Annotated in this window: 1 protein-coding gene; it reads left to right on the top strand. The window is 68.8% G+C overall.

What is annotated here, in order from left to right; all coding sequences use genetic code 11:
• Positions 1-162 precede the first annotated feature (162 nt).
• Positions 163-1041, top strand: coding sequence for a hypothetical protein (locus tag FPZ41_RS46650; RefSeq protein ID WP_152870956.1), 879 nt, complete (start codon positions 163-165; stop codon positions 1039-1041).
• The last annotated feature ends 95 nt before the right edge of the window (positions 1042-1136 follow it).

Raw genomic sequence — 1136 nt, 5'->3', positions numbered from 1 at the left:
GCGCCCACCCCGACCACCACAACCGCCCGCACTGCCGCCGTTGAGGCCGACCGGAGCGACCAGAAATGTCCTCTACGTCCACGTTCATTCAGGTCACGCTAGGGGCTCAAGTGCCCCAAGCCCCTGAACAGCACACCCCAACCCCCGTCTAAAATGCGGTCCATGAGTTTTGGGCAAGGGGAGCCTCAGTGGGATCCGTGGAAGTCGGGTTCTCAGCAGCCGCAGTGGTCGGACCAGGGGGGCGGGACGCCCGACTGGGCGGCACTCGCGGAGCAGTCCGAGACGCGTAACAAGCGGCGCCGCGTGCTGTTCATAGCCGGCGGCGCCCTGGCCACGGTCGCCATCGGCGCCGCCGTCGCCGTGGCCGTCGTCTCCGCGGACGGCGACGCCGAGGCCTCGAACAACCCCGCCAACGACCTGCCGTCCAGCGCGTCCATCCCGAGCGCGAGCGACACGGCCGAACCGTCCTTCGCGCCGACGTCGGCCCCGCCCCCGCTCGACCCCAAGGACTTCATCTCCAGCGCGAAGAAGGACACGGCCCCGCTCAGCGCCGAGAGCCTGTTCCCGGGATCGCAGCTGACGATGGGCGAGTCCGTCTACAAGAAGGGCGCCACGGCCTCCACCACCGACTGCGCCTCGGTGGCCCAGGGCTCCCTCGACAAGGTCCTCACGAACAACGACTGCACCCGCGTCATGCGCGTCACCTACACCAAGGACGGCGTCGCGGTCACGGTCGGCGTCGCCCTCTTCGACACCGAGGCCCAGGCGATCAAGGCCAAGAAGGACGCCGACGCGAAGAGCATCGTCAAGTCACTCCCGGGTGACGGAGTGGCCGAGTTCTGCCGTACGGCGATCTGCCGCTCCACGACCAACTCGTACGGCCGCTACGCGTACTTCACCCTCGCCGGCTTCACCAACGGCAAGGACGTCACGGAGAAGGACTCCGCGGTCTTCTCCACGGGCGACGACCTGGCCGAGTTCACCTTCCGCCAGATCCGCCGCCGCGGCGAGGCCCAGGCCTCAGCCGCCGCGAACGAGTAACCGGACGCGTGAGGGCAAGTCAAGGCACACCGGGCCCGTCCGGAGCTTGAGGACAAGGCGGTTCAGGCCGGCACACCCCGCACCCACCCGCAAAA

The sequence above is a fragment of the Streptomyces acidicola genome, assembly GCF_009377235.1.
GTDB lineage: Bacteria > Actinomycetota > Actinomycetes > Streptomycetales > Streptomycetaceae > Streptomyces > Streptomyces acidicola.
Note: the sequence above shows the minus strand (reverse complement) of the source record. Positions and strands in the feature narration are given on the sequence as shown.

Excerpts from the sequence above, each read along its gene's own strand:
- FPZ41_RS46650 (WP_152870956.1), top strand. The coding sequence starts at position 163 with ATGAGTTTTGGGCAAGGGGAGCCTCAGTGGGATCCGTGGAAGTCGGGT.